The 7,249-nt window shown below is 58.4% G+C and carries 5 protein-coding genes; 2 read left to right on the top strand and 3 right to left on the bottom strand.

The window, feature by feature from the left end:
• The first annotated feature begins 7 nt into the window (after positions 1-7).
• Positions 8-3,454, top strand: coding sequence for a TonB-dependent receptor (locus tag C8N30_RS19100; protein ID WP_025060859.1), 3,447 nt, complete (start codon positions 8-10; stop codon positions 3,452-3,454).
• A gap of 66 nt (positions 3,455-3,520) precedes the next feature.
• Here C8N30_RS19100 and C8N30_RS19095 read toward each other — a convergent pair whose 3' ends face one another.
• Complete coding sequence (locus C8N30_RS19095; RefSeq protein ID WP_232222770.1) at positions 3,521-4,450, bottom strand: 2-dehydro-3-deoxygalactonokinase; 930 nt, start codon at positions 4,448-4,450, stop codon at positions 3,521-3,523.
• Positions 4,451-4,558: 108 nt separating this feature from the next.
• On the bottom strand, positions 4,559-5,689 hold the full coding sequence (locus tag C8N30_RS19090; RefSeq protein WP_015063179.1) for a pyridoxal phosphate-dependent aminotransferase: 1,131 nt from the start codon (positions 5,687-5,689) through the stop codon (positions 4,559-4,561).
• Between the two features lie 24 nt (positions 5,690-5,713).
• Here C8N30_RS19090 and C8N30_RS19085 point away from each other — a divergent pair, with 24 nt between their 5' ends.
• Complete coding sequence (locus C8N30_RS19085; RefSeq protein ID WP_025060858.1) at positions 5,714-6,472, top strand: N-acyl homoserine lactonase family protein; 759 nt, start codon at positions 5,714-5,716, stop codon at positions 6,470-6,472.
• Between the two features lie 3 nt (positions 6,473-6,475).
• Here C8N30_RS19085 and C8N30_RS19080 read toward each other — a convergent pair whose 3' ends face one another.
• Positions 6,476-7,228, bottom strand: coding sequence for an SDR family NAD(P)-dependent oxidoreductase (locus C8N30_RS19080; RefSeq protein WP_015063177.1), 753 nt, complete (start codon positions 7,226-7,228; stop codon positions 6,476-6,478).
• Between the last annotated feature and the right edge of the window lie 21 nt (positions 7,229-7,249).

The raw sequence follows: 7,249 nt of genomic DNA, 5'->3' as shown, positions 1-7,249 counted from the left end.
AAATGTAATGCGTAGCCCAGTTAAATTCCCTCGCATCGCCATTCTTGCGGGTGTTTCCTTGTTGGCCCTCTCGGCAGCAGGGCAGGCACAAGACGGTTCCGGTTTTGTCATCTCTATTGATGGCAATGCGGTGTCCGGCGATCCACGTCTGTCCACGACGAAAGCCCGCGAAGACCGTGTGTTGGAACGCGCAAAACTACAGGTCACATTTGACGGCCTTGAGGTCAGGCCGCGTCTGACCGCGTTAATTACCAACGAACGCACTCCGCGTGCGGGTGATGTAATGCAGGTGCAGAGCCAGATGAACTATCCCGCGTATGTCACCCGCGGCGAAATCCGCTTGATCGACACGGCGGCCCGTGGCGGGCCGCGCGTTGTTGCAACCGCACCCATTGCCGCCAACGGCACCGCCAACCTGCAAGTGCCGCAAGGCGATGATTTGATCATGGTCTACCGTGTCTATGACGCGCAAGGACGCTATGACGAAACCCGCCCCGTGCCCCTACGCACACCAAATCCCGGCGAAGTGACCGATCTGGAGGCCCCTCCACCCGAACTGGGTATCGATGGTGGTGGCATACGCCGCATTCCCGTCTATGGCGGCGCGGTAACGGTCAGCGGTACCGATGTACGCCCCGGCGCCGTTGTCAGCACGCTGGGTGAAACCGTGCGCCCCGATCCGTCAGGCGCCTTTGTACTCCAACGTATCCTGCCTGCGGGTGATCAATCGGTTGCCGTGAAAGTCAACGGCGCAGGGGAAGACACCTATGTCGAGCGCGACATCTCTATTCCGCGCTCGGAGTGGTTCTATACCGGCATCGTCGATCTGACCTATGGGCTCAGAACGCAGGGCGGCGTCAGTGCTGCGGGTGGTGAATTTGACCGCAGCTACAGCTATGGCCGCATTGCAGGCTATACCAAAGGCAAGACCCAGAATGGTTGGATCCTGACGGGATCTGTTGATACCGGCGAAGAAGAACTGTCAGATATCTTCCGTGACCTCGACAAAAAAGACCCCTACAACGTGCTGCTGCGTTTACAACGCGAGAACGCCTACCCGACCTATGGTGACGACAGCACCTATGAAGAGGGCGCGCCAACAGATGGCAAATTCTTCCTGCGGGCGGAGCGCGATGGCAGCCACATTATGTGGGGTAATTACAAATCCAGCGTTTCGGGCGGCTATTACCTGCGCAACGAGCGCACGCTTTATGGCGCGCAGGGGGTATATCGCAGCCCGCAAACCACATCACGCGGCCAATCGCGTGTGTCCATCGAGGCCTATGCCGCCAGCCCGGACAACTTGCCCGGACGTGACAGCTTTCTGGGCACCGGCGGATCGGTCTATTTCTTGCAGCGGCAGGATATCTCGGTTGATTCAGAGACTTTGACCGTCGAAATACGCGACAGGGATACGGGACGTGTTGTTGACACCCGCACCCTGACGGCGGGCCGTGATTACCGCATCAACTATGTTCAGGGTACGATCCTGTTGTCGGAACCACTGACGGGCTCAACCACCTCAGGCACAGTCGTCACGCAGCCGGGCGGCGAATTTGATGTGCTGCTGGTTGCCAATTATGAATACACTCCAGTCGCCGGTGACGTGGATGGCTATAGCTATGGTGGCCGTGCCGAGACATGGGCGGGTGACAACCTGCGGCTTGGCTATACCGGTCTAGTCGAGCAAACCGATGTAGCCGACCAGACCGCCCAATCCGTGGATATTCTTTGGGAAGTCAGCGAACGCAGTTATCTGGCGCTGGAATATGCCGAAACCGAAGGGCCGGGCTTTGGCTCCAGCTTTTCCAACGATGGTGGCCTGATCATTCAAAATGATCCAACCGCGGGCGTCACCGATGGCACAGGCGAGGCAGTCTCGGCCCGCGCACGTGTAGATCTACAGGACATCGGCTTGCAAACCCCCGGTTCTGTGTCGCTCTACTACGAGGACCGCGATGCAGGCTTCTCTACGCTAGATTACGAAACCCGTGTAGACGAGCAGCTTTGGGGTGTTTCACTGGATGTTGATGCCAGCGAGCGTACCGCTTTTCGCTTTTACTTCGACAGCTTCAATGACGCTGATGGTCGTATCAAGCGCGAAGGCGGGGCCGAAATATCCTATCTCGTCTCGGACCGGATAAAGCTCGAATTCGGGGCAGAACACCTCGAACGGACGACGCCTGCCGGCGACCCCGACGAGAACGGGACGCGAACGGATGCTGCCCTGCGGGCAACATTCACTGAAAGTGACGATTTCGCATGGTACATCTACGGGCAAGGTACCTTGGACCGGTCAGGCGGTCTGGAACGTAATAATCGCGTCGGGGCAGGGGCCAAATACCGCTTTGCCAAAAAATGGACGCTTGAGGGCGAGATTTCCGACGGGTCACTGGGTGCCGCCGGATCGGCATTGATTTCGTACCAACGTAATGAAACCGATAATCTGTATTTTGGCTACCGCCTTGATCCCGACCGCGAGTTCGCAGGCACAGATCTGATCGGCAAGGACCGCGGCCAGTACGTGGCAGGTGGGCGCCGTCAGCTGAGCACGGATATCGATGTTTATGGCGAAAACACCTATGACATGTTTGGGAGCCACAAGTCGCTGACCAACACCTATGGCGTCGAATACCGCACCACCGAACAACTGACCCTGTTGGGCAGCTTTGAGTATGGTCAGGTCCGCGATGATCTCAATGGTGATTTTGACCGCAAGGGCCTGTCGCTGGGGGCGCGGTTTGAGGACGAAGGCGGGTTGTCATGGCGTGCCCGTGCCGAATTCCGCCGTGATCGCGGTGAGACACTTGGCACAAACCGCGACAGTGATGCGTTCCTGTTCGTGTCCTCGGCACGCTACAAAATCGACGAGCGGCAGCAGCTTTTGTTCTCGCTTGATTACGCCGACACGGATACGGACAACAGCTCTATCCAGTCTGGCGAATATACCGATGCGCAGCTTGGATATGCGTTCCGGCCCGTGGACAATGACCGCTTTAACATGCTGTTCAAGTACCGCTTTCTGAAGGATTCCGTGGGTCAGGAAATTGACGGCGAAACCGGCCGTGGCCCGCGCCAGACCAGCCATGTTTTGTCCCTAGATGGATCATACGACATCAATCCGCAGTGGACCTTAGGCGGAAAACTGGGTGGCCGTTGGGGCAAATCAGCACCGGATGACACCATCGCACTGGCCGATAACGACGCGTTTTTGGGCGTGGTGAACGGGCGCTATCACCTGACGCACAAGTGGGATCTGCTGATCGAAGGCCGCTATCTGGAAGCCTCGGACGCCGGCCTGTCAGAAGTGGGGATGCTGGGGGCTGCGTATTACCATCTGGGCAACAACGTAAAGTTGGGCCTCGGGTATAACACCGGCAGTTTCTCGGATGATCTAACCGATTTGACATATGACGACGAAGGCGTGTTCATCAACTTTATCGCAAAGTTCTAGGGATGCACTCGGGCATAGCGCGTGGTGCGATATGCCCGATTTTATTACATAATAAACCTTACAAGTTTATTTAGCGCTATTCTGCGTGCTTTCATATGATGCGCAAAGACCCGCAAGCACGAGCGGTGGCGCCTCCAGCAGCTGCCCCTGAACACCCTGCTCCGCCAATGCAGTGCGGTAATGCAATGCGGTATCGCCTACCCCGATAATGGCAACATGGCGACCCAGCCAATAGGGCCGCGTGCCTGCAAGCTCCAGCCCGATCAAAAGCCCCGACAGCCGCGCGCGCGCCGCGCCGCCTGACATATCCAGCAACGAAGTTGCCGCATGTATCCCGAAAAGCTGTGAGGCGATGGCCTGCGGCCGACCCATGGCATCACCAACGCCGGTCAGAAAACTTTGCGCATCCCAAGCGGTGCCAGCGACAGATTGCTGCAAGACAGATTGCTGCGACAGCAGGTCAAACAGTGCCCCCGTCATCGAGGTTTGAAAACTGACAATCTCACCCGCGCTGATGTGAACCCATTTTGTATGCAAACCTGGCATGCACAAAACGCCATCGAATTCCGGCTGGCTGCGCAGCAAGCCCGCGATCGTCGTCGCCTCGCCACCCATCAAATCGGGGGGTGACATCTGTTTCAGGGCAGGCGGAATATACAATTTAATGCGCGGATCGGCAAACGCTGGCGATGCCGCGATCACTCTTTGCGGTGGGGTACAGGGCGTAGCCACATAAGGCACATTCCATCCCGCCACACCGGAACAGATCACACACGTGACGCGGTGATCCTGCGCAAGATAGGGCGCGACCAGCGCCAGCAACGCGGTTTCGAACCCGCTATGTGTCTCTATCACGGCGCTTTTGTCGGTCACCGCCTGCGCGATTGGCTCCCCGTTCGCGCCCATGATCCAGACCCGCAGGCATCCGTTGCTCAGATCAACGGCGATCCATTCGGCTGTTTCCTGCATATGCTTCGCACCCCTGTTCCGTTTCACCTGTGGCGCCTGAAAGATTGCGTTCCGCGCTTGCCACGTTCTGCGCAGGTCTGTCGTACAAATCTTGGCGATAACGCGCAACCTATCGAGGCCCCGCGCGGCTGTTGGCTACCGGCGCGCATAATCCCGCAATCCGCGGGACAGGCGCGATAGCCCCTCCTCCAGATTGACAGCAGCACCGCCCCCTACCCCGAGGCGGATGTGTCGGGGTTGGTCGTACGCACTGCCTGGCAACAGGAAGGTGCGGTAAGGATCGCCCAGCAGGAAGCGCGCAAAGGGATCGCTGTCGATGCCCTCGGGCAGGTGGGCCAGCCCGATCAGTCCGGCACTTGGACTGATCCAGTCCAGCCCATTCTGTGCTGCGACCCATTCGTTCATCTGCGCCAGGTTCGCCCGCCCCTCGCTGCGGGCTTTCTCCATCGCAGGAACATAGCGCGCAGGGCGCAGCGCAATTTCGGCAATCACCTCACCCATGATGTTCATAATCTCGGACGAATTCTCCCGCAGGATCACCGCGTCGCGGATCATTCCCGCATCCCCGCAGATCATCCATCCCGTACGCAGCCCTTGCAGCCCCAGCGCCTTACTCACCGAGCCAGTTGTAATGCCCCGCGCATACATACCCGCAATACTGGGCGCGCGCGGCCCTTCCCATTCCAGACCGGCATAGACCTCGTCAACCAACAGCCATGCGCCAACGCGGTCAGCCATCTTCACAATCTGTTCCAACTCTGATGCATCCAGCATATCGCCGGTCGGGTTGTTGGGATTGGTCAGGAATATCATTTTCGTGCGCGGGGTGATCGCATCCGCAAGCTGCCCCAGCGGCAGGTGCCAGCGCTCGGCCTCTCTGCGCGTCACCTTGACCACCTTTGCGCCGATGGCCTTGGCCAGCACCTCCGCCTGCGGCCAGCCCGGCGTTTCAATTACAATCTCGTCCTCCGGCTCCAGCAGTTGCATGATCGCCAGATAATTGGCCTCGGCGGCGCCCGCGGTGATCAGAACATCGCCTGCCGTACAAATCCCCGTCAGTCCCGCCTGCCGGATCACATGATCCTTCAGCTCCGGCAAACCGCTGAAGTCACGGTTGTTCCAGTCAAGTGGGAGGTCAGGATCCAGATCTTCAAGGAAATCCCCCAGACGCGGCGATTGCGACAGCGAAAAGCCGACGATGGCTTCGGGTGCTGCCTCGGTCGTCTCAAGAAGGTATTGGAACAATGTGTGTATCTTGACTTTCATCGCAGGTCCCCGTTTGGTTTGAGTATGGAAAATATTACGCGCCTAAAGGGCAAACCCATTCGTCTGGCAGTATTGGATTACGGCCTGTTTCAGGTCCATGCCAATGACCGGATTATCGGCATTTGCGGGTTCGTGATCCAGACCGATGCCGGTGAAACGGTACTCATCGACACCGGATTTCCCGAAAAATACGCGCACGATGCGCAAGCCGCCACGCAAGAGGACGATCTGGGCAGCTTTGGCCGCGTCCTGTCGGTGACGCACGATAATATGCCCGCTGCGCAACTGGCAAAACTGGGACTGACGCCCGCCGATGTCACACTGATGATCCAGAGCCATACGCATATCGATCATGTGGGTCACATGGATGCGTTTCCCAATGCGCCAATCCTTATTTCGGAGGCAGAGCGCGCCCTGCCCCGCCCCCTTTACTGGTCGGGCAAGCAGGCGATGGAATGGCCCGAGGCCCATTATGTTCTTGTTGGTGCAGATTTCGAACTGGGAGCGGGATTCGAGGTTTTCCTCTGCCCGGGCCATGCACCTGGCCAGTTGGCGTTCATGATTGACCTGCCGGACACGGGGCCTGTGCTGCTCACCTCTGATGCGATCAGCCGCGCCAGTGAGATTGATGAGGGGTTTGCCGGATCTTGGGATGTACCGCTTGCCATCCATCATGGTGCCCGCCTGATGCAGATCGCTGATGCGCGCGGCGCGCAGGTGATATTCGGCCATTCGCCCGAACAGTGGCCGAACCTGCGCAAAGCGCCCGACTGGTTCACCTGAGGCCTAGCGCACATCGCGGCCCTGATTGAGGATGATCACATTGCCGCTCGAAATATCGCCGGCAGGAGAGATCAGGAACCCGACCCATGCGGCAATTTCCGAGGGTTGCATCGCACGGCCATGGGGCATCTGCGCGATTGCATTGGCCAGCACCTCCGCACTCACTACGCCGAACAGTGGCGTTTCCGTCATTGCGGGTGCAATCGAATTCACTGCAATTTTGCGGGTCGCATAGCGGCGGGCCAGATCCTTTGTCAGCGTGTCGAGGGCGGCCTTGCTTGCGCGGTAGTGCGGCGGATCGAACGCGTCGAAATTATATGCGCCATTCGACGAAATATTTACGATCTTGCGCACACCGTCCCGCCCCTCCATCAGCTTGATCGCGGCCTGACAACAATGGAACGCGCCGGTAAAGTTTAACGCCATCTGCCGCTCGAATTCATCCTCGGGGATATCGGGGAATTCGGACATGAAACAAGTGCCCGCATTGTTGACCAGCGCGTCAACACCGCCATGCGCGGCGGCGATCTGCGCGAAGGCCGAAGCAATGGCCGCACTGCTGGTCAGGTCGGTGACTATTCCCTTAAAGGCAGGATCGGCCCCCATCTCCTCAAGGCCTGCGGCATCGACATCCAGACCAATGACCGTCATGTCGTCCGCGATCAGACGCGCCACAATTGCACGCCCCATCCCGCCAGCCGCACCTGTTACTACCGCAATTTTATTCACGCCTGTCTCCCTCGTGTAATCAGTCATCTTATGTTCCAGATTTTAGCG

The organism is Sulfitobacter guttiformis (assembly GCF_003610455.1).
In the GTDB taxonomy this organism is placed as follows: domain Bacteria; phylum Pseudomonadota; class Alphaproteobacteria; order Rhodobacterales; family Rhodobacteraceae; genus Sulfitobacter; species Sulfitobacter guttiformis.
The sequence above is the reverse complement of the archived record's forward strand: the minus strand, read 5'-3'. Positions and strand labels throughout refer to the sequence as shown.